Consider the following 25,837-nt stretch of genomic DNA (forward strand, 5'->3'; position numbering starts at 1 on the left):
GTCGGGTATGCCTCCCAAGAGAGGAGGCAGGAAGGGGAGGAGGCGGACCTGTCGTCCAGATACAGGCTGATAGCCGCACTGTTTTCGGTGCCGTTCGTCGTCTTCGCGTTCTTCTATTATGGCGGGGGGGGGGGCGCACCCCCCCCATATGGGTGGGGGGGTGCCGCGGGGGGGGGGGGGCGCGGCCTGCGGCGACCCCGCCACAAAGGAAACGGGCGGTATCGACGAGATGCGAGCCATGCGCCAGCATGAAATACTGGCGCAGGTCAGCCTTCGGATTTCCGGCGGGTTTTCTGGCGAACTTGCTGGTGATCGGCAGTGGCTGGACCGCGTCGGTATTTGTGTAGCGGTGGGTGGAGTCGCAGTACCAGGCTTTCAGCGCGAAAATCTCGCCGATATCGTCACGGACAAAATCCCGTGCAGCCTCCAGTGCTGGGTCGAAACGCTTCATGTGACCGACCTGCAGCACCTTGCCGGATCGCTTGACGGCGTCGGCGAGCGCCTGGCCCGCCTCGATCGTCACACCCGTGGGCTTCTCGCAGAGCACATGTTTCCCAGCATCGAGCGCCCTGATCGACATCGGCACGTGATAGGCGTCTGATGTGGCGATGATGACGGCTTCAAGCTCCGGATCGGCCAGCATTGCGTCATAATCGGCATACATCTTTTGAGGTTCATATGTCGCGCCCATGCGCGCAAGCAGGTCGGGTGCTGCATCACAAATTGCATAAAGGTCGGCATTCCTGGCCTTCGCGCAGGATTCGAGATGGGCGAACTGTGCGATCGGGCCGCAGCCGAGCACGCCCACACGCAGCCGACGGTCTTCCTTGCGGATCATGACTTCTTCCTCAGGCGCCGTAGCGGCGCATCGTTTCACGGTTCGTCCTGACGGCAGTGGCAGGGTCAGCGGCGGCTGCGTCCGATTCCTCTTCCAGTACCAGCCAGCCATTGAAGCGCGGTGCCGCAGCGACGATGTCGATCACGGCGGGCGTATCGCAGACCCCCTTGCCAAGCATGGCCCATTTGCCGTTCGCATCGACATCCTTAAGATGCAGGTAGCAGATCCGGTCCTGATAGGTCCGCAGCGTATCGATCACGTCCCCATGGCCGCGCAGGATATGGCCGGTATCCGGCACCCAGCCGACCAGGTTCTTGTCAATAAGCGAGAAGATCCGGTCATAATCGGCACGGTCGAACAGAAGTGTGTTGTGGTGCGAACTGGGATGCAGGGCGATATCCACGCCCGAAGCTTTACCCAGTTCGCCAGCCCGATTGTAGAACTCCGCGGCGATCTCGAATTTTGCCTTCCGTGGTCCTTCGCAGACCACTGTCGCCGAGCCGATCGAAACGAGGGCGCCGGAAAAGACGGCCGCGAAATCGATCCAGCGCTGTGTGGTCCTGAGGTCGTTCTCGATCTCTTCCCTGACCGTGAAGCCGCTTTTTGAGCCCATCGCGAAAGCGACCAGCGTCAGGCCATGTTTGTGAAGGCTCGCGGCGAAATCATTGGGACTATCTGCGTAGTGGCCGATCATCGTGTCGGTAATCTCGATGCCTGCGTAGCCGCCCTCGGCAATGGCTTCCAGCAGATCGTCCGGACCGCCATTCCAGTTTTTCCCGAGCATTTCCCACGTGAACGTCTGGCAGCCAACTTTCAGGTCGTTGATACTCATGCCCTATTCCTTGATCTCGTCCCGCCTCAGACCTTCGATGATAAGCTGCTGTACCGGGATGGCCGGTGCTATCGGCATGATGGGTGAGAATGGGGGCGAAACCCCACGCTCTGAAAGCGAAATCTGATGTGTCCACCATGCCAGAAATCCAAACCCACCAAGAGCTGGATGTTCACTGCAAAGCACTGCCCGCAACCTGCTCTCCGCGCTCGCCAGGCGACGTTCGTTGCCCTCTCAGTTTAGTAACGCCGACCTCGCCGGCGAGCCGCATAGGACTGCCGGATCTCCATTTCCGCATGTTTTATAAAAAATTATCGCGCGTCAAGAAATAAAATGTTTCTATGGCGCCTGTTCGTGGCAGCGATGCCCTCGATAATCGAATATCTGAATTGGCGGGGGAGGCCAATTTATGAAAGCATATTTGGGAACCAAGCTCGGAATCGGGGTTGTCGGCTGCGGCAATATCTCGATGACCTATCTGCGCAATGCTGCCCTGTTTGCCGGAGTCGAATTGAGGGTATGTGCCGACATCTCAACCGACATGTCGGCGCTGAGGGCGAAGGAATACGGCATCCGTGCAATGGAGGTCGATGCGCTATTGGCCGACCCCGAAGTCGACCTTGTCGTGAACCTCACGATCCCGGCCGTCCATTTCGACGTGACGATGTCGGCGCTTTCTGCGGGCAAGCACGTCTTCACCGAAAAGCCGCTCGCCACGACGGCTGCCGAGGGCCGCAAGCTTGTGGCCGAAGCCAGAAGTCGGAGCCTTTTGTTGGGTTCTGCTCCCGATACATTCCTCGGCGCTGCCGGCCGCCGTGCGCGAAGCCTGATGGATGCAGGTGCGATTGGCCGCCCGGTCAGCGGCACAGCCTTCATGTTTGGGCGCGGAATGGAGCATTGGCACCCCAATCCGCAATTCTACTATCAGCCCGGCGGCGGCCCGCTCTTTGACATGGGGCCCTATTATCTGACGATGCTCGTCAATCTGCTCGGCCCGGTGAAAAGCGTCATGGCGATGGCGACGAAAGGCCAAGAAGAGCGGTTGATCACCGCTGACGGCCCCTTCAAGAACTCCACGTTCAAGGTTGGGACGCCGACTAGCGTGCTTTCGCTTCTCGAGTTTCAGTCGGGTGCGACGGTGAATTTCGGTGTGTCGTGGGATGTCTTTCGTCACTCCAATCATCCGATCGAATTGCACGGCACGGAAGGTTCGTTGCGCTTGCCCGATCCTGATACCTTCGGCGGAACAGTTTCGCTCTCCGAGCGCGGTGCCGAATGGAAGAATTTCGAAAGCGAGGGCGAGTTGTATGGCGCCCCGAACTGGCCGTATAACGCTCCCGAGCGCGCCAATTATCGCATGCTGGGCGTTGCCGATCTCGTCCGCGCGCTTGGCGATGGCAGGGCGCCGCGCGCCTCCGGCGATTTAGCGCTTCATGTTCTCGAGATCATGGAAGCGACCCTGGCATCCAGCGAGAGCCGGAGCGCGATTGTGGTTGCGGGCACAGTTGCGCGACCACCGTTGCTCGGCGAAGATGAGGCCCGCAGCCTGCTCGCTTGAGGTGAAGCGATGAAACATCGAGTGGATCCCGACGCCGCGCATGTCCTGGCACTCGGTCGCGCCGCCAACCAGTCACCCTTTGAACTCGGGACAGCGAAGGAGGCGCGCGCTGCCTATAACGCCGGTTGCCTGACATTGCAGGGCGATCGCGAACTGGTTGCCGCCATCGAGGACAGGACCGTCGTTGGGACGGGCGGCCCGATCCCGCTCCGGATCTATCGCGGCGTGGGTGCTCCGATCGCGGATGCGCCGGCGCTTCTCTACCTTCATGGGGGCGGCTGGGTTGTCGGCACGCTTGAATCGCATGACGAGATTTGCCGGTGGTTTGCAAATATCGGTGCCTGTATTGTATTTTGCCCCGACTATCGGCTGGCGCCGGAGCACAAGTTCCCGGCGGGCTTGGAGGACTGCGTATCGGCTCTTGCCCATGTGGTGGAGCAGGCAAGTTGGCTTGGTATCGATCCTGACCGGATCGCGGTCGCGGGCGATAGCGCCGGCGGCAACCTGGCCGCCGTCTTATCACTTCTGTCGCGAGATGGCGCTGCGCGGAAAATCTCGGCGCAACTTCTGCTCTATCCGAACACCGATGCCCGACAGACAGCCGACAGCTATGTGAGGTTTTCGGAAGGATACGGTTTGACCACCTCGACGATGCGTTGGTTCCGGGATCATTACGTCCGCGATGCGGCTGATATTGGTGATTGGCGCGTGTCTCCCCTGATCGTCGAGAATGTCGCGGGTGTGCCGCCGGCCTTCATCGCGATTGCGGGCCATGATATCCTCGCAGACGAAGGCGAGGCCTATGCCAGCCGGCTTACCGAGGCGGGTATACCCGTAATCTTGCGGCGTTGGCAGGATCAGATTCATGGCTTCGTTTCCATGGGACGGCACATTCCGGCGGCGCGGCAGGCGGTGGAAGAGGCAGTTGCCGGATGGCGCAGCCTTGTCGATCACGCCGACTGACGCATCACCAATGTACCGTCGAATATGATTCTTCGGGCAATGACCTGTGCGCAATCATCGGATTCGTCCAGCATGGAAAGCAGCGTGTCGACGCTGCTGCGCGCCATGGAGGTGAAGTCCTGTGCCATTGTCGTTAATGGCGGGCAAGTGTAGCGGCTGAGGGGATGGTCGTCATGGGCGGCGATGCGAAGATCCCTATCGCTCCTTCGGCCGACGCGGAGGCCGCGCGCATGGGCGGCTGCCATCGCGCCGAAGGCGAGGCGATCGTTCGCGCAAAGAATTGTCGTGGCCGGGAGCGTACCGGCCGTGATCATCGCATCGGTCTGCTCATACCCCATATGTTCGAAGTTCCAGCTGTAACTCTCAGTGTCGCCAACCACGACCGGTTCAAATCCAAGCGACTCCATCGTGGCGAGATAGCTTGCCAGCCGCTCCCCGGAATTATGATTGACATGCGGAATGTCGAAATATGCAGGCGGCGCGCCCGATCGACAAAGATAATCGACAATTGTCGCAACGCTTTGGGCGTTGTTGTTGCCAATGAACGGCGTGTTGCCTTCGATGAACGTATCGAAGTAGACAATGGGAATGCTCTCCCGAAGCTTTTCGAAGATTCCAGGCTCGGAAGCGAGGCCTAGAGGCGCGATGATCGCGCCAGCAGCCTTCAATGACAACAATGTGTTCACAGCCTCGGCTTCCAGATCTGGCAAGCCGTGGGACGAGATTACGATTGGCCAGTATCCTTCGCCGCGGACGAGTAATTCCAGACGGTTGACCATTTCGGCATAGAATGGATCCGTTATGACAGGCACGAGAATGCCAATGTTCCGCGTCCTCTTGCGATTGAGGTTGCGGGCATAGAGATTGGGACGGTAGTCTGATGCCGACAGCGCGTCCTCGATGCGTTTGCGCGTCACCGGCTTTACGCTGCTCGGGCTATCGAAATACCTCGAAAGCGTTGGACGAGAAACGCCGCAGGACCGTGCGAAATCGTCCATGGTTTTGATCGTCATCTTATCCATTGATAATTCTGGTTGCACTGCGCCAAGGAACATCTGCGTCAGCTGATGTCGCAAAGGCAGTCAGTGTGAGAGCTTTTGAACTCCCTTGTAGCCTGACAATATCGCATGCGCAAAATTTTTTGTTACATAAAGCACAATCGACAGCGTAGTCGCCCTCTATACATAGCGGACTTCGACTCCCAGCTTGTCCAATCGACTGCGAATCCCATGCGGCATGCCAGTATCGGTGATAATCAAATCGACCCGTGAAAGCGAAAATGCCTTCGATGAGGCGCCAATATCCCACTTGCTGGAATCCGCCACAAGGATCACGCGTCTCGCCATACGGACCAGATTGCGTTTGGTCCGTGCAATGTCTTCCGAGACGTCGACGACATCAAATGAGTGATCGATTGCGTGAGCGCTGAGAAACGCCTGGTGGGCAACAAGACCACCCACGGCCTTGTCTGAATCTGAGACAATCGTGCTGACAGTGCTGGGAAAGACCCGCCCCCCTATCATGTGCACGTCCAAGCCTGGCCGATACATCAGATGCTGCGCAATATTCATGGCGGTTGTGGCCACCACGACATTGTTGACCGGCGGCATTTGCATGGCGACCTGCAGCAGCGTCGAACCGCTGTCAAACACCACAGACTGGTTGTCGATGATCTGGCGTGCCGCCATCTGAGCGATACGTCGTTTGGCATCGAAATTGCGGTTCATACGTTCTTCGAAGGCTGCCGCGGGCGAACTGGCCGGCAAAGCTATCGCACCGCCATGTGTCTTGATGAGCTGCTTCTTGGCGTCCAGAATTTCCAGGTCGGATCGGATGGTCACTTCAGACACGCCGAAATTTTCCGCCAGCTGGCTGGTGCGCGCTTGGCCGGTACGCTGAAGTTCCAGCATAATCTGATGTCGACGTTGTTCTGCAAGCATGTGTGAGCCCCGAATTGGCTTCCGAACGGTTGCGGTGCCGATCTTTCGAAATTCGAAAATGCGCAGTCGACCGCACTGTTCAAAGGACGAGAGAAAGGCCGGCACTGGCATACGTCAGCGCGCACAATCGTAAACTTAAATCAAAACGAAAGAAATCGAAATATTGAGTATTCGTTTACTTTCGAGTTAGGGTCTCCGAAATCAAACCTTAAAGGACGGCATTGATATGGGTCTTGGAACCAAAATTCGCCTGTCACGGCTGTTTTCTCATCCGTCGGGGCATTTGTTCGGCGGCGCCGTCGACCACTTCGTTGGCTATGGCAATGTCCGCGAGGGCGGTCTTGCGGATCTGCCGGGCGCCCTGAAGCGGGTGATGGCCGGAGAGCCGGACTATATCAGCATTCAGCCTGGGGCGGCCCGTCACTTGTGGCCGGCCTATGCCGGCAAGGCGGCGCTGGTTATTCAAGCCGGCTGCTTTACGCCGGACGATCGAATCCGTCAGTTGATCGCGACCCCTGAGGATGCCGTGCGCTACGGTGCCGATGCTTTGGCAGTTGCCATTCCGGTGCGCGGCAATACCGAAGGCGAATACATTCGCTGGCTTACCGATACCGTCAACGCTGCTGCTCGCTTTGAAATGCCGGTCGTTGCGCATGTCTATCCCCGCGATTATTCCGACGGCGGCAAGATCGTATTCACTCCCGACGAAATCGCCTATGCTGTGCGGATCGGGTTTGAGACCGGCGTCGACGTGATCAAGGTCGGATACACCGGGGACTTCGCTTCGTTCCAAGAGACCGTCGCCACTTGCCCGGTTCCCATCGTTATCGCGGGCGGTCCGAAGGCGGATAATCTGCTCGGAGCCCTGACACAGACCTCCGATGCCTTGCGCGCCGGGGCAAAGGGTGCCGTGGTGGGGCGAAACCTTTGGGGCCACGGCGACACGACGATGGCAGCGCGCGCCTTCAAGCTCGTCATTCACGGTGGTATGGCCCCGCAAGAGGCGCTCGCGGCCGCGGGCGGTTGAACGGTGACACGCAACCTTCAGGTTCTGGGCTTTGGGGCCTTGGCGATCGACGATATCATCTACGTCGACCGACCGCTGAGTGCCGGCAAAGGGAAGGTGATAAATCGCACTCAGGACCACGGCGGCAATGTAGCGACGGCCCTTGTAGCGGTCGCAAAGCTGGGAGGGCGGGCCGGTTTCATCGGTTGGTTGAATGATCCCCTCGCCGATGTCAGCGCCCGCGAGCTTGAGCGGCACGGAGTCGATATATCCTTTGCGCCGCGTCGCCCAGATGCCAGGCCCATACGTTCCGTGATCACGGTCGGACCTGAAGGCGACAGGTTTATCGCCTATGACGATGATGTGCCGCACGGAACCTCCGATGCGCTGACCGATAGCACCCTTGCGCAGGCCCAGGTGCTGTTGATCGACGGCTATGCCGTCAGCGCCGATATGGTTGTTGCGCGCGCCCGCAAGCTGGGCTTGGCGGTGGTGGCAGACATTGAATGGGCGATCGGGCCTGCAACCGAACGGTTAGTGAGCTTATCCAATCACCTGGTATTGCCATTGAAATTTGCTCAGATTTATTCTTGCGAGACCGACCCGACGTTGATCCTGCGCAAGCTGTGGTCTGATGACCGTACCGCAGTCGTTCTCACCGACGGCGAACGAGGATCTTATATCAAGCAGACGGGAGATGCCGTTTTGTGGCATGTCCCGGCCTACAAGGTCAAAGCGGTCGACACGACCGGCGCCGGAGATTGCTTTCACGGCGCCTATGCCTTTGCCCTTACGCAGGGAAAGCAGCCTGTCGCTTGCGCCGTTTACGCAACTGCCGCAGCGGCGATCTCCGTGACCGGCCCGGGTGGCCGTATGGCCCTGCCAGATCAAAGCGCCTGTGTCGCGTGGATGGCGAAGGATAATGCGCCCGTGCCCAGACCGATTGCCGCGCCAGGCTGAGCGTTCACTAGACTGGTGACCTGGAGATCGCAACAGCGCTGCGCAGATGACGGTTCGGTTCGATCTGCGGTCGCGCCGGGAGGGCTGTCCGGAGGTTTCGATGGCGGTGATAGTAGGGAGGAAGTGCCGTGGCTGTTGTTGTACTGGACAAGATTTGCAAGACCTTCGGAACGAAATTCCACGCAATCAAGGATCTTAGCCTGACGATAAATGATGGCGAGTTCCTTATCCTCGTGGGCCCTTCGGGATGCGGAAAATCGACGGCGTTGCGCATGATCGCGGGGTTGGAGGAAATCAGCAGCGGGACCCTGAGCATCGGCGGGGAGAATGTCGAGGATCTCGCGCCGAAAGACCGGGATATAGCGATGGTCTTCCAGAACTATGCCCTGTATCCGCATATGACAGTGTTCGACAACATTGCCTTCTCGATGAAGCTTGCAGGGAAAAGCAAGGAAGAGCGCACCAAGCGGGTCCATGAAATAGCAAAGACGCTTCAGTTGCACACGCTGCTCGACAGCAAACCGGCGGCGCTTTCCGGCGGTCAACGCCAGCGGGTCGCCATGGGACGCGCAATGGTGCGGGAACCGGCGGCCTTTCTCATGGACGAGCCCCTGTCAAATCTCGATGCCAAGTTGCGCGTGCAGATGCGGGCCGAAATCGTCAGCCTGCAAAGACAGCTCGGCGTGACGACAATCTATGTAACGCACGATCAGACCGAAGCCTTGACCATGGGCGACCGGGTTGCGGTCTTGAAGGGCGGCGTCCTTCAGCAGGTCGACACGCCAAAGACATTGTATAGTCGGCCAGTCAACGCCTTCGTCGCGGGTTTCATCGGCTCACCGTCCATGAACCTGTTCGAAGGCCGTTTGCAGAGCGGCAGGATCAATCTGCCCACCTTTTCGATACCGGTGCCGACGACCGCATTCGAGCGCTCTCCCGGTCTGGCGACGTTCGAGGGCAAGACGATCATCTTCGGCATCCGCCCGGAAGACCTTTACGACAGCAGCCTGGCATCGGCATCACGCTACGAGACGATCCCGGCCGCTGTAAGATCGATCGAGGAATTGGGGTCCGAACTGATCGTTCATTTGAATATCGAAGCGGTCCGTATCGACTCCGGCGACCCCGATGCCGTCGAGGATTTAAGCGGTGCGGCAAACGCCGTGGCGAAATTCGAAGCCGTCAGCTCGGTCCAGCCGGGCGCAATGATCGATCTGGCGATCGATGCGGCCAAGTTACACTTCTTCGATCCACAAACGCATTTGGCAATCTAAGCATGATCCGCGATACGGACATGATTGGCCGCAAGATCGAATGCCTGCTCGTTGCCCGCAACGGCGCCGCCAAGCTCTTCGCCCAACGCCAAGCGGCTTGGCATGTCCGGCATAGAGATCCCAATATCTCACGCCGTCTTGGAACCCTGTGACTTTGCAGCTGGAAGTCGGTCCTTCTGTGCTGCTCGATGGTAACCCGAGCGCATCTGATCACGATCAGCTGGTCGAAGGCATTTTTGCGATGTCGACGACGCGTACGCTTCCCCGCTGAACCTCGCCTTTGTTCGATCAACGGGGCTTTCATTTGTTTTCCTTTGGGCGGGGTGGCTTTCATTTGTTTACGAAAGTAAAGAAAAAATGCGACACGAGGAACGTACAGGTTAGAAAAAAGCGTTTCGGGTTCCATGGGCAAAGGCCAGATTATTCAATGCCTTATTGGCTTTTTGTTTCTCCCTGTGGCCTGCCGGCTTGTTCCGATGACAGTTCTTCATTGACAGCTAGACCCCGAAAGGAACCTACTTTGGTCTCGATCGGGAGGATCGAGCAGAATATCGTTTCTATGGGAGGGAAACATGAACGTCAGAAGATATATCATGGCGGCTCAGTCCGCTGTGGCGGTCTGGGCGCTATGCGCCACCTGCCCCTTTGCTCAGCCCAATCTAGAGTTCATTCAATGGTGGGAGCCCGAAATGCCCGCCGGTGCTTTGCGCAGCATCATGGACGATTTCGAGGCCGCAAACCCCGGCATCAAAGTGACGCTCGTCAGCGGCCCTTATTCTGCCACCCATGATCAGATCGTCGTTGGTGCTGCGTCGGGGACACTCAGCGATGTCGTCGGCCTTGACGGAGCATGGGTCAACGGCTTGGCAAAGCAGGGCGCAATCGCTTCGATGGACAGCCTGATGGCTGACGCCAAATATGATCAGAGCCAGATCGCCGATATTATCAAGGTCAACGGGCAAAGCGTCATGTTCCCGCTTGCCTCGTTCGTCTACCCGGTCTTCGTCAACCTCGATCTGGCAAAGGCCGCCGGCGTCGACAAGACGCCGACGAACCGGACAGAATTCGCCGATGCGGCGAAGAAGATGACCAATGCGGACAAGAACCAATACGGTTGGGTGCTACCGCTTTCGTTGCAAAATCCCGGCGGTATCCAGAATGACGTGATGTCGTGGGTCTGGGCATCCGGAGCATCCATGCTGAAGGATGGCAAGCCAGATCTCGAAAACGCCTCTGTGGTCGGGACACTTGAATATATCAAGTCGCTGCAGGACGCCGGCGTCATCGCGCCTGGTATTTTTGCCAAGAAGGAACAGGACAAGGTCGAAGAATTCGTCAATGGCCGCGTGGGTATGATGATCGATTCACTCGCTCACATCAATCTCATCCGCCAGCGAAACCCCAATCTCAAGTTCGGCATCTCCGCCCTTCCAGCTGTCGACGGTTATACCGGCAAACGTGGACTGCCCTATGCTTCCTGGGGTATCGGCATCAGCGACAAAAGCGAACACAAGGCAGAAGCGTGGAAGCTCGTTGAATATTTGATGAGCCCCGAAGTGAACAGCCGTCTCGTGTCGGTCGCCAATGCCTTCCCGGGCAATATCCACGCCAAACCCGATTTCTCGAAATCGGACCCGCTGTTTGAAGAAGCCTTCAAGATATTTCAAAGTGGGAAACTGGCCAACGAATTCGTCGGACTGCCGGTGGCCGAAGATCTCATGCGGCAGATGAACGTTGAAGTTCAAAAAATGTTCGACGGTCAGCAAACCGCTAAGGAGGCGGCCGCCAACACTCAAAAGCAGTGGTTGGTCGAATTCGACAAGTAAGGACGCCACCGACAATCATCGGTAGCGTGATAGAGTCTATCGCGCTGCCGCTGCGTCAGGACGAATTGATGCGTTTCACGATAGGCGGAATTCACATCTCATGAGCCTCGCCACAGAAACTATGATCCGGACTCAAGCCAGAACGCGCAAGCGTGGCATGCTGTCTTACAAGACGAGAAAGAGGCTTGTTCCCTTCTTCTATGTTGCCCCGGCGACGTTTCTATTCTGCCTTCTGATGCTGTTTCCCATGATCACCGTCCTGCGCTATTCGCTGATGGACGGCGCGATCACGAAAAAGGACGCGGCTTTCGTCGGATTGCAGAACTATGTGACGATCTTCAACGATCCGGTTTTCTGGCAGTCTGTCGGGCAGACACTCTACTTCACGGTGATGAGCGTCATCTTCCATCTTCTGATTGGTCTGGCCTTCGCCCTTTTGCTAAACAGCCAACGTGTCGATCCGTTGATCAGAAGCATCCTGCGGGTTCTCTACATTATGCCGTGGCTCTTCACAGCGGTGATCATCGCCATCATCTGGCGACTGCTCCTGGATCCCAATGGGGTCATCAACAGCATCCTGATGACGCTGCATATCATTAACTTCAAGGTCGAGTGGTTCTCTTCGACGAAAACCGCGCTGCACGCCTTGACCTTCGCGAACATCTGGGCGGGATACCCGCTCTATATGGTGAGTCTTCTCGCGGGTCTTCAGGGCATCCCCAAGGATCTCTACGAGGCCGCCGGCATTGATGGTGCTAACGAGTTCCAGAAATTCCGCTACATCACGATCCCGCAACTGATGCCGATTATCATCAGCATTGCCTTACTGGATTTCATCTGGACAATGCAGGTCTTTCCGCTCGTGTGGATGACGACGGGAGGCGGTCCGATCTACGCAACCGAGGTGCTTAGCACCTACACCTACAAACTTGCGTTTTCGAGTTACGAATTCTCCCGCGCCTCGGCGAGCGCAATCTTCATTCTGATCATCTCGATGGGTGCCACATATTTCTACATCAAACATCAGAAGGCCAGGTGACCGGCAATGGCAAAGCGTTCTCTCAGTCGCACCATACTACCGACGCTGCTGACATATCTCGGGCTCGCTGTTGGTCTGGTCTTCGCGGGCTTTCCGATCCTGTGGATGTTTTTCACTTCCTTGAAGTCAAACACCGAGATCTTTGCCCTGCCGCCGCGGCTGCTGCCCGACCATTTCACGAACGTCGCCTACCTCTCGATCTTCAACGACCCAGCGAAGATCCGCTTCTTCCTCAACAGCTATCTCGTCGCGGGAGTGGTAACACTTCTGACGTTGCTGATCGCCATTCTGACGGCCTATGGCTTTAGCCGGTATTCATTTCGGTTCAAGAATACGCTGAACGTGTTCATCATCAGTACGCAGACCGTGCCGCCGATCACGCTTTTGATCCCGTATTTCGGGATGGTCGTCGCCTTCGGCATTTTCAACACCTATTTTGCGCTGATTTTGACGTACATGGTCTTCACCCTGCCTTATGCGATCCTTCTGATGACCGGCTACCTCAATACCCTGCCAAGGGAGCTTGATGAGGCGGTGCTCGTCGATGGAGGGTCAAGTTGGACGGCGCTGTGGCGTGTAATCATCCCACTGTCAGTGCCTGGCATCGTCGCGACCGCGGTCTACACGTTTCTGTTGGCATGGAACGAATTCCTCTTCGCTCTGACTTTGACGAAGTCGATGGATATGCGGACTGTTCCTATTGGTATCGAGTTGCTTATGGGCCAACATGCCTTCGAATGGAACGAGATGATGGCGATGAGCGTGTTAGGATCACTCCCGCTCTTGCTCCTGTATCTGATCGCCCAGCGCTACTTCCTTGCGGGCATGGCAGCCGGATCGGTAAAGAGCTAGCAGGCGTGCAGCCGGGCGGGAGCAATGTTTTACTGTTTGGGAATCGGCATGGGGTCTCGGCGCCGGTTCGAAGATGAAACAATTGTTTTTGCTGAGGTGGCGGGGGTCATTGCTTGACGCCTATTCACAACGACCGCTTGACGGCGTGATTCCCAGGCGGAAGGATGATGGCTCGGTTTGGGTGCGGTATCGACGGCTGGTGGTAGCGCCGCCCGAAAAAATCTCGCCCTTCTTAAACAACGTCAATCAAATTGAGTGGGCATCCCGATCTGCCCCACATTCGCGTGTTGTTTTAACCTCCGACCGGACGGTCGCGGATGTCGGCGTATTGAGTTCCGCTGTGATTTGAAACGCCTTTCCGTTCCGGGCTCATCATGGGGTACCGCCAAATGGCAGGCGAGGTGAGCGAGACATCTGACCTGGTTGGAACAATTACGCAGCGTTCTCAAAACAACATTCCCGTCATGCCGGCGGCGCCCGTCCTGCGCCCGCCCCAGCCGCGATGGTCAGGACGAATTCATCGAGTTCGCGTTCTAGCCTATCAGACGGCAAGCCGACGAAGCGCGCTTCCAGGCTGATGCTGCCCACCCCATGCACCGCCCCGAACAACGTGCGAGCACGAATCGCCCTATCCTCTGTAGACATATCCGGCTGCAGGTCGGCGAGGGGCTCAGCGATCACGTCCATCAGGAACAGATGTTCATCGAGATGCCACTGGGGCGTCGGGCTGCCTTCGGGCGGATAGTGATCGAACAGGGCTTTCCACAGATTGCGATGAGCAAGCGCAAACCTAAGATATCCCTGCGCCAGATTGCGCAGTCGATCGGCGGGGGTGCGGTTCTTGACTTCCGCGAGAGCCAGCGATTCCTCCAGAGCTTTAAGCGTTGAGGAGTTGACCTGGATAATGAGCTCGTTGAGGTCAGCAAAGACCGTATAAAGACCTCCCAACGCACAACCGGCATCCTGCGTGACGTCGCGTGCACGCAAGTTTGCTAGCCCTTCGTTGGCTATCCTGTTGCGTGCGGCCTCGATTAACCGCGCCTTCAGGTCCTCGCGTTTTTGTTCTCTTCGACCGGCCATAACCACCCCATCTCATTCGTGAACGTTGTTCGAAAAAAGCTTGAACAACGTTCAAGGTTGTGACAAAACACCTTCGTGAACAACGTTCATAAATGGGAGATTCGAAATGTTCAACTTAATTGTCACACTGCTGCGGGGCAGGGCGCATGATGCCGAACGTGCTTTTGCCGACCGTAACGCCATTCCTCTGCTCAGCCAGCAAACTCGCGATGCGGCTCACGCCATCCAGTGTGCCCGCCGCGCAGTGGCGGTGGCAATTGCACAAAATGAGCAGGAAAAGAGCCAACACACGATGATCCTGTCCCGGATCACTGATCTCGAAACGCGCACTCTTGCCGCATTGGAAAAAGGCAGTGAGGGTCTTGCCCGCGAAGCGGCCGGCGCGATCGCTTATCTCGAAGCCGAGCGGGATGCGTCAGAAAAGGCCCAAGCCCAATTCACAACTGCGATTGCCAAGCTGAAGGGGATCGTGCGTGCCGCTGAAGCGCGATTGCAGGATCTGCAGCGCGGCGAGCGGCTCGCCCGTGCAACGGAACAAGCCCAGAAACTTGATCTCGCCGCTGCCGGATCTGGTCTTGCCACACTCGACGAGGCTGAGGAGACCCTTGCGCGCCTTCGCGCTCGCCAAAACCAGAACGATACGATTACCTCTGTGCTTAAGGAGATGGACAGCGCGCCTGGCGCTGCCGGGATCATCGAGAAGCTTGCCAATGCCGACTGTGGTGCGCTGTTGCGGTCATCGGCTGATGATGTGTTGGCGAGGCTCCGCACTCGTATCAACAACGCTGCCTGATACGCACTTCACTTAACAGAAGGACCACGACGATGAACGACAGTTTTCAGAAGCATTCCTCCAGCTGGGTCAGCTTTTCATACATCTCCTTCGGCACGGCAGCTTTCATGCTTGCAGCCGGCCTTTACATGATGCCGCTCGACCTCTGGGGCAAAGGCTATCTCGCCATGGGCATACTGATGCTGGTGCAAACGACGGTGAACATCACCAAGACGCTGCGCGACAACGCCGAGTCGGAGAAGTTGATCCGCAAGATCGAGGACGCCAAGACTGAAAAGCTCCTCGTCAACTTCAATCGTGGCAACGAAAGCTAAGACTTCTTAACCACATCACAGAGTTGTTTCTGTCCACAATTTTTGCGTAACAACTCTGTGGCTTTCTCTTGCGATCTAACGGGGAAACAGCCATGCACGGCAATCTTATGACATCGAGGAAGTTCGCGCCGTTATTCTGGACGCAGTTTCTCTCGGCCTTCAACGACAATTTCCTGAAGCAGACGCTTATCTTCCTGATCCTTGCGCAGATGGCCGCCGAGGGAGCTTGGCTCGTGACGCTCGCTGGCGGAATTTTTATCATTCCGTTCCTGCTTCTTTCGGCGCCGGGCGGCGAGCTTGCCGACAAATATGACAAGGCGCAGATGGCCGAAATCCTCAAGCGTTGCGAGATCGCAGTCGCGGCGATCTCCGTCATCGGTATCGCGCTGTCGTCGATCTGGGTCCTTATGCTGGCTCTTTTCGGATTCGGGGTTATCTCGTCGCTCTTCGGCCCGATTAAGTACGGCATTCTTCCCGATCATCTCGAACGCAAGGACTTGCCAAAGGCCAACGCGTGGATCGAGGGCGGCACCTTCATAGCCATCTTGACGGGCACGATCGTTGCAGCGCTTGCCTTCACGAACGGCGAGAATGTCTGGGTGTTCGGACCGATGATGATGGGGCTTTCGGTACTTTGCTGGTTCGCCGCTCGCATGATCCCCGCGACGGGTTCAAAAGCGCCCAACCTCGTTATCGACAGGAATGTCTTCCGCTCGAGCGTCACACTCGTCAATGAACTGCGGGAAGACAAGCGGATCTGGCGCTCGGCGCTAATGAATTGCTGGTTCTGGTTCGTTGGCGCATTCGTCATGTCGATGCTGCCCTTCATGGTTACGGAAATCCTTGGCGGTTCGGAGATCGTCGTCCCCGCCTATCTTGCCGTTTTCGCGATTTCCATTGCAGTCGGTTCAGCGATCGCCGGCTGGATGTCGGCAGGCCGCGTCGTCTTGCTGCCGGCACCAGTCGGCACCGTCATAGTGGCACTCTTCGGAATAGATCTCGCCTGGAACCTGTGGGGCCTGCAGTCCGCCTCTCATGCTGAAACCATCACCGCCTTCTTTGCCGGCACAAAGACCATGCGCGTGGCGCTCGATCTCACCGGTATGGCTATTGGGGGCGCATTCATGGCCGTGCCGACGTTCGCGGCGATGCAGGCGTGGGCAAACGAAGCCCGCCGTGCCCGTGTGATCGGAGCTGCGAACGTTTTGTCCGCGTTATTTATCACAACCGGCCTCGCGCTGGTCGCGATCTTGCAAGCCGTTGGTGTCTCCGTTCCGATGATCATCCTAGGCCTTTCGCTCATCAATGTCGGCGTTGCCTGGATGATGTTGAAGACGCTACCCACCAATCCATTCCGTGATTTCATTTCCATATTGTTCCGTGCCTTCCTGCGCCTTGAGGTGGAAGGTCTGGAGAACATCAAGAAGGCTGGTCGGGCGCCGATCATCGCGCTCAATCATGTGAGCTTTCTTGATGGAGCTCTGGCGCTTGCAATAACTGAGGAAGAGCCTGTTTTCGCCGTCGATTACAAGATTGCTCAGGCTTGGTGGGTTCGCCCTTTCCTGAGGATGTGCAAATTCCTTCCGCTCGATCCGACGAAGCCGATGGCGACACGTTCGCTCATCAAGATTGTCAACGAGGGCAATGCGATCGGCATTTTTCCCGAGGGGCGCCTGACGGTGACCGGGACGCTGATGAAGGTCTACGACGGCGCGGCTATGGTTGCCGACAAGACAGGATCGATGATCGTGCCCGTCCGTATCGACGGGCTCGAGAAGAGCTACTTCTCGCGCCTTTCGGCTGGCCAAGTTCGCCGTCGCCTCTTTCCTAAGGTCAAAGTGACAATCCTCGAGCCGGTGAAGCTCGACGTTCCCGCAGACATCAAGGGTCGCAAGCGCCGTGTCGCCGCAGGCGCAGCCCTGTATCAGGTCATGTCGATGTTGATGTTCCGTACGACGGACACCAATCTGACGGTCCTGGACCGTATCATCGAAACAGCTTTGGAAAGAGGTGGGGGAAAACTTGCAGTCGAGGATCCGATTAGCGGCCAGCTCTCCTATGCCAAGCTTCTCACCGGCGCGGCGGTTCTGGGGGCCAAGTTCAAGTCGTTGTTCCCCGATGAACAGACGCTTGGCGTCCTGCTTCCAAACGCCAATGGCACTGCTACGACGGTTCTCGCTGTGATGTCAGCGGGCAAGGTTCCGGCGATGTTGAACTTCACTGCCGGCGCCGCCAATATCTTGTCAGCGTGCAGGGCGGCAGAGGTAAAGCAGGTTCTTTCTTCACGTGCCTTCGTCGAGCAGGGCAAGCTTGGTCCCGTGTTCACCGAGCTCGAAAAAGAGATGAAGATCGTCTGGCTCGACGAACTGCGCACGACAGTTACCGTCGTGGACAAAGTTCGGGGCTTCCTCAACAGGTACGCGCCGCTGGTCAAGCGCACGGCCGATGATGCCGCCGTGATCCTGTTCACATCTGGTTCGGAGGGAACGCCGAAGGGTGTTGTTCTCACCCATCGCAATATTCTGTCAAACGCCGCCCAGGCGGCCTCGCGCATCGACTTCCATTCCGGGGATAAAGTCTTCAATATCTTGCCGGTGTTTCATTCATTTGGTCTGACGGCGGGGACCGTTCTGCCATTGGTCTCGGGCGTTCCGGTATATTTCTATCCGTCGCCACTTCACTACCGCGTCGTGCCGGAACTGATCTACACTTCCAACGCGACCATCATTTTTGGGACCGATACTTTCCTGAACGGCTATGCCCGAACTGCGCACCCGTATGACTTCCGATCGATCCGCTACATCTTTTCGGGTGCCGAGCCTGTCAAACAATCCACCCGCGAGACCTATATGGAGAAGTTCGGCCTGCGTATCCTTGAAGGCTACGGTGTTACCGAGACGGCGCCCGTAATCTCCCTCAATACGCCAATGTTCAACCGCTCAGGCACCGTCGGCAAGATCATGCCCGGAATGCAGTGGAAACTCGAGCCGGTCCCGGGTATCGATGAGGGTGGTCGCCTTTTCATCCGCGGCGCCAATGTCATGGCCGGCTATCTCCGCGCTGAGAACCCTGGCGTCATCGAATTGCTCCGTGATGGTTGGCATGACACGGGCGACATTGTCACAATCGACGATGATGGCTTCGTCAGGATCCGTGGCCGCGCGAAGCGCTTCGCCAAGATCGGCGGCGAGATGATTTCCCTCGCTGCCGTCGAGGCGCTTGCCGGCCAGTTGTGGGCCGGCGCCCTTTCGGTCGTTTCATCTATTCCGGATGCAAAGAAGGGTGAGCGACTGGTGCTGCTGACAGATGCGCCAAACGCTACTCGCGCCGAATTCGCGGCCTTTGCCAAATCCAGGGGAGCGATGGATATGATGGTTCCTGCGGAAATCAAAATCGGCAAAGTGCCGGTGCTGGGGTCGGGAAAGGTGGATTTTCTTGCAGCGAGCAAGATTGTCCAAAATTTGAATCCACCGCAGCACGCTGCGTGAAGCTCACACAAGGCGTGTACAGATCGGCGAAGCGCAAATGGTGTGTGAATATGCACGGAAGTTCGCCCCTTTCGGCGCAGAGCATCGACTGCCGGAGGCAGGACATCTCATCTGTTCGATTGCAGATCTAAGTGCTGTCGGGATCAATGTTCAACGCACCGGTGGGGTGAAACGCTATACCGAGACGCAACACGCTGCTATCTGCCGTGTCGCCAGCGGATTGCAACCAATCTCCACTAAACTTTGCGAGGGGCAAGTAACGTGTTGATGTTCCGGCCCGGAACATGGCGCAATCTCATTGCCTCCGAGCTCCTGTCGTCGATGCAGAGCGTTGCGGGTCTCGCGATGACCAATGCCGACAGGGGTTGGTCGGAGGCCGAAGTTGTGCGCGCCGGCGCGGATTCCAGGCCTATCGCCATCGCCAGAATGGAGAATACGAAAAGTGCGAGGCCAACGAAGTAGTCGGATATAGCATGCCGACGGCGGTCCAGATGCTCTTCCAGATAGTCCGGCTCTTGATCTCTGTCTTCGTCGTGCATGACAAACTCGCTTGGTTGGTTCTAGGGGTAAGGCTCCGCAAGGAGGGCCGCCAGGCATTCGTTGCGGAACCCGCTTTTGCCTATAAATGGCTGCATCTCGCCTTGTTCATGAAGGGTTATTGTTCTTGAACGGCAGTTGCCGGATCCGTTTGCCGGTAGCGGCGAAGACGGCGTTCAGAACGGCCGGTCCGGCGACGGCGATGGTCGGCTCGCCAACGCCGCCCCAGAAGCCGCCTGAAGGCATGATGATCGTCTCGACCGCCGGCATCTGCTCCATCCGCATCACCTCGTAGGTGTCGAAATTCTCCTGTTCGACGCGGCCGCCATTGATGGTGCATTCGCCGTAGAGGCAGGCGGAGAGACCGTAAACGAAGGACCCTTCGACCTGGCGTTCGGCCTGGGCGGGGTTGACGATATGACCGGGATCTGTTGCGGCGACGATGCGGTGGATCTTCAACTGACCGTCGGTGATGGAGATTTCCGCAGCGGCGGCGACATAGCTGGCAAAACCCATGATCTGCGCCAGGCCACGGTATATGCCCTGCGGCGCCGGCGTTTCCCAGCCGATGCGCTCGGCAACGGCTTCCAGAACCGCCAGATGTTTCGGATGGTTGGCCATCAGCTTCCGGCGGAAATCCAGGGGATCAATCCCGGCCGCATCAGCAAGCTCGTCCAAGAAGGTTTCCACGTAGAAGGCATTCTGGTTGAGGTTCACGCCACGCCAAAATCCGGGCGGTACTGGAGGATTGCGCATGGCATGGTCGATGAGGAGATTTGCGACGGTGTAGCCGAAGACACCTTCGCTGCCGCTGGCGTTCAGCCCCTGGAACACGATCGGATCGTGACCGTTCTCGCGAAACATCTGGGGACGGAGCGAGGAGAGGATGGACTGACCGCTGATGCGCATGTGAAGCGCCGTCAGATTGCCGTCGGCATCAAGCGCGGCCCGCATTCTGCACTGCGTCGTCGGGTGATAGGAGCCGTGCAGCATGTCCTCCTCGCGCGACCAGATGAGCTTGACCGGCGTGCCCGCACACTCCTTGGCGAGCGGGACCGCCTGGCGGACGTAGGATTCGGTGGCGCCGCGCCGGCCAAAGCCGCCGCCGAGGTGCAGCTTGTGGACCTCGCATTGTCCGATCGGCAGGCCGGAGGCTTCCGCCACGTTGACAAGGCTGCTTTCGCCGTTTTGCGTCGGCACCCACACCTCGCACTTGTCTGGCGTATATCGCGCCGTCGCGTTCATCGGTTCCATCGTGGCATGGGCCTGATAGGGGAAGGAATAGGTTGCCGTGACGACCCGCGCTGCTCCCTCAAGTGCTGCGGGCGCGTCGCCGATCGAAGTGCCAACGAAGGCATCGTCGGCATCGAGGCCTTCGGCGAGCATTGCGGCGATGGAGGCACTGGTGACGGCGGTGTTCGGACCATCGTCCCAGACGACCGGCAACGCGTTGAGCGCCGATTGCGCCTGCCACCACGTCTCGGCAACCACGGCCACGGTTGCCTCATCGACCTGCACGACCTTGCGCACGCCTGGCCTCGCCGCGACGGCGGCGGCATCGAAACTTGCAATCTTGCCACCGAACGCAGGGCAGGCCTTCACCGCGGCGTTCAGCATTCCGGGCAGTTGCACATCGGCGCCATAGATCTGCCGTCCGGTGAGCTTGTCGGCAGTATCGAGCCGCGGAAGCGGCTTGCCGGCAATCTTCCAGTCCTTCGGGTCCTTGAGCGCGATAGTGCTTGGAACCGGCATCTGTGTGGCAAGCGCCGCCACGGCGCCATACGACGTCGTACGCCCGGAAGCGGGATGAGTGATGATGCCGTTCTGGACCGTGCATTCCGAACTCGGGACATTCCAGGTACTGGCGGCGGCTGCAATGAGCATTTCGCGTGCGGCGGCTCCGCCCTGCCTGACGTATTCGTGAGAGCCGCGAATCCCCTGACTGCCCCCGGTCGAGAAACTGCCCCAGACGCGCTCGCGTCGAAGGCTCTCCCCGGGCGTTGGATATTCGGTCGTAACCTTGGACCAGTCGCATTCGAGCTCTTCCACGACTAGCTGCGCCAGTCCCGTGAGCGTGCCTTGTCCCATTTCCGAGCGGGCGATACGGATGACGACGGTGTCGTCGGGATGGATCAGAACCCATGCATTGACTTCTGGCAATATATCCGATGCCGCCTGCTCGGCATTTGCCGACAGTGGAATCTGAAAGCCTAGTGAAAATCCGCCGGCCGCCACGGCCGTGCCGATGAGAAACTTGCGGCGTGATAGCGTGACCACATCATTCATCGTTCTACCCTCAGCCTTTCTGCGCGGCACTGCTGTTTGCAGCGGCAAGCTTGATCGCAGCCCGCACCCGGTTATAGGTGCCGCAGCGGCAGATATTGGTGATTTCCGCGTTGATATCGTCATCCGTCGGATCAGGGGTCGTATTCAGCAGAGCGGTGGCCGCCATGATCATTCCGGCCTGACAGTAGCCGCATTGCGGCACGTCAAGCGCGAGCCATGCCTGTTGGACCGGATGGGAGCCATCCGGGGAAAGCCCTTCGATCGTGACGATCTCCTGGTTTGCGTCAATCGCGCTGACCGGCATAGCACAGGAGCGCGAGGCGACGCCGTCGATATGCACTGTGCATGCGCCGCATTGCGCAATGCCACAGCCGAACTTCGTGCCGGTCAGGCCGGCCTGTTCACGCAAGACCCACAAAAGAGGCGTTTCCGGATCCACGTCGATATCGCGGGCCACGCCGTTAATGGTGAGTTGAACCATGACATGCTCCAATCTCTTGAAAGAAAGTCCCAGATGCGATGGCGGTTTTACCCGCCATCGCGCGCCGCTCGATCAGGATGCAGGTGTGGTATCCGGTCAGCCGGCGTTGCGTTGCGCGTCCGATCCGGACTGGTCGGCCGGGGGAACTGGCTGCGATTGCGAGCTGGCGGACTGGAGCCGCGTGCAACCGGACCCTTGAGCCGAGGCAGTGCCTGCCGCCGCAAGAAGGCCGACGGAGGCTGCGAATGCGATAAGAAAATTCTTCATGGATGCCTCACTTCTGGTTGAAGTTTGAATTGCCTGAGACGGACGGTCCCGATCTCTGGCTGCTACCGGAGCTTTCGCTCCGTCTTTTCCCCGCCTGGCGCATGCGCCCTAGTTGGCGGCGGAAAGGCTTCGCAGATAGGCGATGATCGCCGATCGCTGCGCCTCGTCACGAATGCTGGCGGTCATCGTCGTGCCGGGAACGACCTGCCGCGGATTGGCGAGAAAGGCTTGCAGCCTCTCCTCGTCCCAGACGATGCCAGACCCGCCGAGCGCTTTCGAATAGCGTGCGCCTTCGATGGTTCCCGCCGACCGGCCGAGAAGGCCGGAAAGATGCGGTCCCATCCGGTTTTCGCCGCTGTTGACACTGTGGCAGGTGCCGCAGCGGGTGCGGAACAGCCTTTCGCCCTCCGGATTGACCGGCTCCTGCGCCAGGCACTGGCCGGCGAGCGATAGCGAGAACACCAGCATTGAACCGAGACAGATTGGTTTCATCGAAAATCCTCACGTCATTGCGTCTTGTATCGTTGGGACTGCCCGGATGCAGATGAACGGCTGCTTCGCTGCAGATCGTTTCGACGCTTGCAGGCTAGGGGCGGTTTGTCGCAGAGATGTGCCAGACGGTCAGGAAAATTGTCGCGAAATGTCTCAAGCCGTCCGGATATGCATCCATACGCGCCTGGGGCCGGACCGAAGACGGATGCGCCAGTTCAGGCTAAACCTTGGAAGGGCGAGCAATTCGCCAGGTAACCGGATCGCTGGTTTTGACAAACTTTGATACACTTTTGGAGATGCCGGGATTTTTCCGTCATTTTATATTGCGTTCATGTCTTCATTCCATGCGCGAGGCGCTCCATGCAATCGGCACCCCATATCGTCGTCGTAGACGATCACCGGGACATCCGTGACCTTGTCGGCAAGTATCTTTCCCAGCAGGGCTACCACGTCAGCGTTGCCGATAGCGGCGCGGCACTGCGGCGAATCGTCGAACGCGGCGCCCCGGACCTGATCGTTCTCGATGTCATGATGCCGGGCGAGGATGGTCTGTCAGTCTGTCGCCAGCTGCGTGGCACACTGGAGATACCGATCATATTCCTGACAGCGATGGCGGACGATACCGACCGCATCATCGGGCTGGAGCTCGGCGCCGACGACTATCTCACCAAGCCCTTCAACCCGCGGGAGCTTCTGGCGCGCATCAGGGCGGTGCTGCGCAGGGTCAATAGCCTGCCACCGCAGCAGCGCGAGACGATCAAGGCGAAAACCGTGACCTTCGATCAATGGCGGCTCGATGTCGGGCGCCGGGAACTCATCGGCGAGGACGGCGTCGGTATCGCGCTCAGCACCGCGGAGTTTCGCTTGCTAAAGGCCTTCCTGGAACATCCGGGCCTCGTCCTCAGCCGAGATCAGCTTCTCGATCTGACGGTCGGCCGCACCGCCGATTTTTTCGATCGCAGCATCGACAACCAAGTCAGCCGGTTGCGCAAGAAGATCGAGTTCGATCCGAAAAATCCCGCCATCATCAAGACCCATTGGGGTGGCGGCTACAGCTTTTCTGCGGAGGTGGCATCCGGATGACGCGATGGTGGAAAAGGAGCCTTGCTGCCCAGTTCATCGGCTTCATGCTGCTTGCGCTCGTTATATCGCAGGCCCTTGCATTCCTTATCTCTTGGGACGAGCGCGACAAGGCCCTGCGGGCGGCCGCCAAGGGTGAGTTCTTCAGCCGCACCGCATCTCTTGCGAGGCTGCTCGAATCCCTGCCTGTTCCTCTTCGCCGGGACGTCCTGCTTGCCAGTGGAACAGGCTACTCGCGCTTCTGGATTTCCGCCGACGATCCGGCCGATGCGGACCAATGGCGCACGGTGGCAGTAGCACAGCTTGCAAAACCATTGCCGAACTTGCCCGACTCGCGTCGGAACTGGCAGGTGCAGCCGAGGGACCTGCCAGCGAAGCTTGGCTATGAACACGGCCTCTTCGCGGCTGCAAACGCTTCCGATGACTGGACCACCTTGGCGTCTGGACCATGGTCCCTGCCGCATCCGGCGAAGTTCCTCTATTTCGATCAAACGAACGGAATGGGGCTTGCCGTCCGGCTCAGCGACGGCAGCTGGTTGAATTCCGCCTATCACAAGGTGATGCCGAGCACGCTCTGGAACACGCAATCGCTGTTCTCGCTCGGGATAACGGCGATTGTTCTTTCGATCATCGGTGTCTTCACCGCCAATCGCATTACCCGGCCGCTGCGAGGGCTTGCCTCGGCCGCCGAGGCTCTTGGGCGGGGCGAGACCGTGGAGAAGCTGCCCGAATCCGGCCCCGACGACATCCGCCAGACAGCGGAGGCGTTCAATCGGATGCAGTCCCGGCTGCATCGTTTCGTTGAGGATCGGATGCGCATGCTTGCGGCGATCAGCCATGACCTGCGCACGCCGCTCACATCCTTGCGTTTGCGCGCCGAATTCGTTTCGGATCCCGACGTACAGCAACGGATGCTGGCGACGATCGACGAAATCCAGACCATGACGGAGGCGACGCTTGCGTTTGCACGAGGAGAGGCGACCGTCGAGGAAACCAGGACGATCGAGCTCAACGCGCTTGTCGGAAGCCTTTGCGACGACCTTGCGGAAATAGGGCAGAACGTGGAATTTTCCGAAGGCACCAAGATCAACTATCGCTGCCGCCCCGAAGGCCTGCGCCGGGCCATCCGCAACTTGGTCGAAAACGCGGTCCGTTATGGCGGCGCGGCCAAGGTTCATCTCTTTCATACGCCTACGACGATCGACATCGTCGTCGAGGACGACGGCCCCGGCATTCCCGAAAATGCAACCGAACAGGTGTTCGCGCCCTTCTTCCGCCTCGAGCAGTCGCGCAGCCGCGAGACTGGCGGCGTCGGGCTGGGGCTTTCGATTGCCCGAGCCATCGTCCGCCACCACGGTGGGGACATCGTACTTTCCCAGAATCGGCCGGCGCAGAAGTGGCCGGGGTTGCGGGCGTCTGTCTCTCTGCCCAAGGTGATGTCTGGTTGAAGTCGATGGGTAAGGGAGCAGTCGCCGCCGAACAGGTTGGCTGGTCGTTCATCGAGCGCGGCGATCCAACCTGCTCGAGGTAACCATCTCGCAATACGACGATCCGGTCGGCCATCGTCATCGGGAAATGACGGGTCTTTCGGTCAAATCCCCCAAGGCAATCCTACGGCAGCTGAGAGCCGGTCACAGCGACGTAAAGTGCATAGAGCGAGCGGGTTGCTGCGATGAACAGCCGGTTGCGTTTGGGCCCGCCGAAGGTGAGGTTCGCAACGGTTTGCGGTACGCGGATCTTGCCGATCAGTTTGCCCGTCGGGTCGAAGCAATGCACGCCATCACCGGCGCTCGACCAGAGGGTTCCGGTGTGTACCGTATACATAACTCCGAGCGCACGAGACGCCTGAGCATATCGTATGCAGTCTTCTGCTTTCAAACACACGTCACAACATCCACGATGCAACAGACCTAAGTCCTCTAGCTGTGAGG

At 58.5% G+C, this 25,837-nt stretch carries 23 protein-coding genes and 1 pseudogene; 14 read left to right on the plus strand and 10 right to left on the minus strand.

The genetic code is table 11. From position 1 onward, the window contains the following. Together C9413_RS05925 and C9413_RS05930 are read right to left on the minus strand one after the other, a co-directional pair. Positions 1 to 838, minus strand: an 838-nt coding sequence (locus tag C9413_RS05925; protein ID WP_246703701.1) for a Gfo/Idh/MocA family oxidoreductase, incomplete at its 3' end; no start/stop codon positions are given. A gap of 10 nt (positions 839 to 848) precedes the next feature. Beyond that, positions 849 to 1,670 carry a sugar phosphate isomerase/epimerase gene (locus C9413_RS05930; RefSeq protein ID WP_040114889.1) on the minus strand — a complete coding sequence of 274 codons (822 nt, stop codon included), beginning with the start codon at positions 1,668 to 1,670 and terminating at the stop codon, positions 849 to 851. Between the two features lie 409 nt (positions 1,671 to 2,079). On the opposite strand from C9413_RS05930, the gene C9413_RS05935 reads away from it, so the two are divergent. Continuing rightward, complete coding sequence (locus C9413_RS05935; protein WP_040114890.1) at positions 2,080 to 3,228, plus strand: Gfo/Idh/MocA family oxidoreductase; 1,149 nt, start codon at positions 2,080 to 2,082, stop codon at positions 3,226 to 3,228. A gap of 9 nt (positions 3,229 to 3,237) precedes the next feature. Further along, positions 3,238 to 4,191: an alpha/beta hydrolase gene (locus C9413_RS05940; protein ID WP_040114891.1), complete on the plus strand. Its 954-nt coding sequence runs from the start codon at positions 3,238 to 3,240 to the stop codon at positions 4,189 to 4,191. Here the strand turns inward: C9413_RS05940 and C9413_RS05945 are convergent. Beyond that, complete coding sequence (locus C9413_RS05945) at positions 4,179 to 5,213, minus strand: LacI family DNA-binding transcriptional regulator (RefSeq protein WP_170250268.1); 1,035 nt, start codon at positions 5,211 to 5,213, stop codon at positions 4,179 to 4,181. The two genes, C9413_RS05940 and C9413_RS05945, sit on opposite strands and share 13 nt — an antisense overlap. 156 nt (positions 5,214 to 5,369) lie before the next feature. Next, positions 5,370 to 6,131, minus strand: a complete 762-nt coding sequence (locus tag C9413_RS05950) for a DeoR/GlpR family DNA-binding transcription regulator (protein ID WP_040116482.1) — start codon at positions 6,129 to 6,131, stop codon at positions 5,370 to 5,372. Positions 6,132 to 6,357: 226 nt separating this feature from the next. Between C9413_RS05950 and C9413_RS05955 the strand changes: the two genes are divergently transcribed. From C9413_RS05955 to C9413_RS05985, 7 genes are all read left to right on the plus strand, one after another. Beyond that, the gene (locus C9413_RS05955) at positions 6,358 to 7,158 is read left to right on the plus strand and encodes a class I fructose-bisphosphate aldolase (RefSeq protein WP_022713937.1); all 801 of its coding nucleotides are present in this window, start codon (positions 6,358 to 6,360) and stop codon (positions 7,156 to 7,158) included. Between the two features lie 3 nt (positions 7,159 to 7,161). Beyond that, positions 7,162 to 8,097 carry a PfkB family carbohydrate kinase gene (locus C9413_RS05960; protein WP_040114893.1) on the plus strand — a complete coding sequence of 312 codons (936 nt, stop codon included), beginning with the start codon at positions 7,162 to 7,164 and terminating at the stop codon, positions 8,095 to 8,097. A gap of 128 nt (positions 8,098 to 8,225) precedes the next feature. Further along, a complete protein-coding gene (gene ugpC / locus C9413_RS05965) occupies positions 8,226 to 9,371 on the plus strand; it encodes a sn-glycerol-3-phosphate ABC transporter ATP-binding protein UgpC (protein ID WP_040114894.1) in 1,146 nt (381 codons plus the stop codon). Positions 9,372 to 9,373: 2 nt separating this feature from the next. Continuing rightward, a complete protein-coding gene (locus C9413_RS05970) occupies positions 9,374 to 9,523 on the plus strand; it encodes a hypothetical protein (RefSeq protein WP_170250269.1) in 150 nt (49 codons plus the stop codon). Positions 9,524 to 9,943: 420 nt separating this feature from the next. Then, positions 9,944 to 11,197, plus strand: coding sequence for a sugar ABC transporter substrate-binding protein (locus C9413_RS05975; protein WP_170250270.1), 1,254 nt, complete (start codon positions 9,944 to 9,946; stop codon positions 11,195 to 11,197). A gap of 100 nt (positions 11,198 to 11,297) precedes the next feature. Further along, complete coding sequence (locus C9413_RS05980) at positions 11,298 to 12,236, plus strand: sugar ABC transporter permease (protein WP_040114896.1); 939 nt, start codon at positions 11,298 to 11,300, stop codon at positions 12,234 to 12,236. Between the two features lie 6 nt (positions 12,237 to 12,242). After that, complete coding sequence (locus C9413_RS05985; protein WP_040114897.1) at positions 12,243 to 13,088, plus strand: carbohydrate ABC transporter permease; 846 nt, start codon at positions 12,243 to 12,245, stop codon at positions 13,086 to 13,088. Between the two features lie 462 nt (positions 13,089 to 13,550). Here the strand turns inward: C9413_RS05985 and C9413_RS05990 are convergent, their stop codons facing one another. Beyond that, positions 13,551 to 14,168, minus strand: coding sequence for a TetR/AcrR family transcriptional regulator (locus C9413_RS05990; RefSeq protein ID WP_170250271.1), 618 nt, complete (start codon positions 14,166 to 14,168; stop codon positions 13,551 to 13,553). A gap of 106 nt (positions 14,169 to 14,274) precedes the next feature. Between C9413_RS05990 and C9413_RS05995 the strand changes: the two genes are divergently transcribed. The 3 genes from C9413_RS05995 to C9413_RS06005 all read left to right on the plus strand — a co-directional run bounded on the left by C9413_RS05995 (position 14,275) and on the right by C9413_RS06005 (position 18,763). After that, a complete protein-coding gene (locus C9413_RS05995) occupies positions 14,275 to 14,961 on the plus strand; it encodes a PspA/IM30 family protein (RefSeq protein WP_040114899.1) in 687 nt (228 codons plus the stop codon). Positions 14,962 to 14,993: 32 nt separating this feature from the next. After that, positions 14,994 to 15,275, plus strand: coding sequence for a YiaA/YiaB family inner membrane protein (locus C9413_RS06000; protein WP_028739465.1), 282 nt, complete (start codon positions 14,994 to 14,996; stop codon positions 15,273 to 15,275). Positions 15,276 to 15,367: 92 nt separating this feature from the next. Further along, a complete protein-coding gene (locus C9413_RS06005) occupies positions 15,368 to 18,763 on the plus strand; it encodes an acyl-[ACP]--phospholipid O-acyltransferase (RefSeq protein ID WP_040114900.1) in 3,396 nt (1,131 codons plus the stop codon). 236 nt (positions 18,764 to 18,999) lie between these two features. Here C9413_RS06005 and C9413_RS06010 read toward each other — a convergent pair whose 3' ends face one another. From C9413_RS06010 to C9413_RS06025, 4 genes are all read right to left on the minus strand, one after another. Continuing rightward, entirely contained in the window at positions 19,000 to 19,302 is a 303-nt protein-coding gene (locus C9413_RS06010) for a hypothetical protein (RefSeq protein ID WP_170250272.1), read from the minus strand. 106 nt (positions 19,303 to 19,408) lie between these two features. Continuing rightward, positions 19,409 to 21,586 carry a molybdopterin cofactor-binding domain-containing protein gene (locus tag C9413_RS06015; RefSeq protein WP_246703702.1) on the minus strand — a complete coding sequence of 726 codons (2,178 nt, stop codon included), beginning with the start codon at positions 21,584 to 21,586 and terminating at the stop codon, positions 19,409 to 19,411. A gap of 10 nt (positions 21,587 to 21,596) precedes the next feature. After that, the gene (locus C9413_RS06020; protein WP_040114904.1) at positions 21,597 to 22,067 is read right to left on the minus strand and encodes a (2Fe-2S)-binding protein; all 471 of its coding nucleotides are present in this window, start codon (positions 22,065 to 22,067) and stop codon (positions 21,597 to 21,599) included. A 375-nt stretch (positions 22,068 to 22,442) separates the two neighbouring features. Next, on the minus strand, positions 22,443 to 22,826 hold the full coding sequence (locus C9413_RS06025; RefSeq protein WP_246703703.1) for a c-type cytochrome: 384 nt from the start codon (positions 22,824 to 22,826) through the stop codon (positions 22,443 to 22,445). Positions 22,827 to 23,186: 360 nt separating this feature from the next. On the opposite strand from C9413_RS06025, the gene C9413_RS06030 reads away from it, so the two are divergent. Both C9413_RS06030 and C9413_RS06035 read left to right on the plus strand, forming a co-directional pair. Then, entirely contained in the window at positions 23,187 to 23,909 is a 723-nt protein-coding gene (locus C9413_RS06030) for a response regulator (protein WP_040114905.1), read from the plus strand. Beyond that, a complete protein-coding gene (locus C9413_RS06035; RefSeq protein ID WP_040114906.1) occupies positions 23,906 to 25,354 on the plus strand; it encodes an ATP-binding protein in 1,449 nt (482 codons plus the stop codon). The genes C9413_RS06030 and C9413_RS06035 overlap by 4 nt, the downstream gene beginning before the upstream one ends. Before the next feature lie 163 nt (positions 25,355 to 25,517). On the opposite strand, the pseudogene C9413_RS06040 reads toward C9413_RS06035, so the two are convergent. Beyond that, positions 25,518 to 25,706 (minus strand): annotated as a pseudogene (locus C9413_RS06040) (SMP-30/gluconolactonase/LRE family protein); the annotation flags it as partial. Positions 25,707 to 25,837: the final 131 nt, after the last annotated feature.

The organism is Rhizobium sp. SEMIA 4085 (assembly GCF_013004495.1).
In the GTDB taxonomy this organism is placed as follows: domain Bacteria; phylum Pseudomonadota; class Alphaproteobacteria; order Rhizobiales; family Rhizobiaceae; genus Rhizobium; species Rhizobium gallicum.

Bases quoted from the DNA above. Each gene is read 5' to 3' on its own strand.
- C9413_RS05930 (WP_040114889.1), bottom strand. From the start codon at position 1,670: ATGAGTATCAACGACCTGAAAGTTGGCTGCCAGACGTTCACGTGGGAA.
- C9413_RS05935 (WP_040114890.1), top strand. From the start codon at position 2,080: ATGAAAGCATATTTGGGAACCAAGCTCGGAATCGGGGTTGTCGGCTGC.
- C9413_RS05940 (WP_040114891.1), top strand. From the start codon at position 3,238: ATGAAACATCGAGTGGATCCCGACGCCGCGCATGTCCTGGCACTCGGT.
- C9413_RS05945 (WP_170250268.1), bottom strand. From the start codon at position 5,213: ATGGATAAGATGACGATCAAAACCATGGACGATTTCGCACGGTCCTGC.
- C9413_RS05950 (WP_040116482.1), bottom strand. From the start codon at position 6,131: ATGCTTGCAGAACAACGTCGACATCAGATTATGCTGGAACTTCAGCGT.
- C9413_RS05955 (WP_022713937.1), top strand. From the start codon at position 6,358: ATGGGTCTTGGAACCAAAATTCGCCTGTCACGGCTGTTTTCTCATCCG.
- C9413_RS05970 (WP_170250269.1), top strand. From the start codon at position 9,374: ATGATCCGCGATACGGACATGATTGGCCGCAAGATCGAATGCCTGCTC.
- C9413_RS05975 (WP_170250270.1), top strand. From the start codon at position 9,944: ATGAACGTCAGAAGATATATCATGGCGGCTCAGTCCGCTGTGGCGGTC.
- C9413_RS05980 (WP_040114896.1), top strand. From the start codon at position 11,298: ATGAGCCTCGCCACAGAAACTATGATCCGGACTCAAGCCAGAACGCGC.
- C9413_RS05985 (WP_040114897.1), top strand. From the start codon at position 12,243: ATGGCAAAGCGTTCTCTCAGTCGCACCATACTACCGACGCTGCTGACA.
- C9413_RS05990 (WP_170250271.1), bottom strand. From the start codon at position 14,168: ATGGCCGGTCGAAGAGAACAAAAACGCGAGGACCTGAAGGCGCGGTTA.
- C9413_RS05995 (WP_040114899.1), top strand. From the start codon at position 14,275: ATGTTCAACTTAATTGTCACACTGCTGCGGGGCAGGGCGCATGATGCC.
- C9413_RS06000 (WP_028739465.1), top strand. From the start codon at position 14,994: ATGAACGACAGTTTTCAGAAGCATTCCTCCAGCTGGGTCAGCTTTTCA.
- C9413_RS06005 (WP_040114900.1), top strand. From the start codon at position 15,368: ATGCACGGCAATCTTATGACATCGAGGAAGTTCGCGCCGTTATTCTGG.
- C9413_RS06010 (WP_170250272.1), bottom strand. From the start codon at position 19,302: ATGCACGACGAAGACAGAGATCAAGAGCCGGACTATCTGGAAGAGCAT.
- C9413_RS06015 (WP_246703702.1), bottom strand. From the start codon at position 21,586: ATGAATGATGTGGTCACGCTATCACGCCGCAAGTTTCTCATCGGCACG.
- C9413_RS06020 (WP_040114904.1), bottom strand. From the start codon at position 22,067: ATGGTTCAACTCACCATTAACGGCGTGGCCCGCGATATCGACGTGGAT.
- C9413_RS06025 (WP_246703703.1), bottom strand. From the start codon at position 22,826: ATGAAACCAATCTGTCTCGGTTCAATGCTGGTGTTCTCGCTATCGCTC.
- C9413_RS06030 (WP_040114905.1), top strand. From the start codon at position 23,187: ATGCAATCGGCACCCCATATCGTCGTCGTAGACGATCACCGGGACATC.
- C9413_RS06035 (WP_040114906.1), top strand. From the start codon at position 23,906: ATGACGCGATGGTGGAAAAGGAGCCTTGCTGCCCAGTTCATCGGCTTC.